Raw genomic sequence first — 405 nt, 5'->3', positions numbered from 1 at the left:
GATCAATCCTGCGCGGTCCTGATCACTGAAGAGCGGTATGAGAGCCATATGTCCCGGTGGATAGTCCTGGTCAGCCCGGTCGGCGGGTCACCTGCGGAGTCGTACAGAGTTGCCATTCACGAGGAGCTGGCAGGTAGTCCGGAAGACGTTGAGGCTGCGTTTCTGAGGATCCTGAACACCTACGAGGGCGAGGCGTGGAAGGTCAAGCGACGGGAAATCTTCAAATGCTCGGAGCGGTCGTACGTGGTTCGCGTTCACGGACGGTTCTCGCGGTTTGAGTACCTGTTCCAACTCGCGGAGCTGGTATCGGACACCGGGGATGCTGATCTCGCCGACTTCGCCGGCTGAGGTTAGGGCGGCGCTCCATAGTCGGGACGTCGTTCACCTGCGGACGTTGAACGAGAA

The 405-nt window shown here is 60.0% G+C and carries 1 protein-coding gene; it reads left to right on the top strand.

The genetic code is table 11. From position 1 onward, the window contains the following. Positions 1–348: hypothetical protein (locus G3I71_RS49170; protein WP_203733253.1), on the top strand; the 348-nt coding region annotated here is incomplete at its 5' end. Positions 349–405 lie beyond the last annotated feature (57 nt).

This window comes from Streptomyces sp. SID12501, assembly GCF_010550245.1.
GTDB lineage: Bacteria > Actinomycetota > Actinomycetes > Streptomycetales > Streptomycetaceae > Streptomyces.
This window is presented reverse-complemented; position numbering and strand designations above follow the sequence as displayed.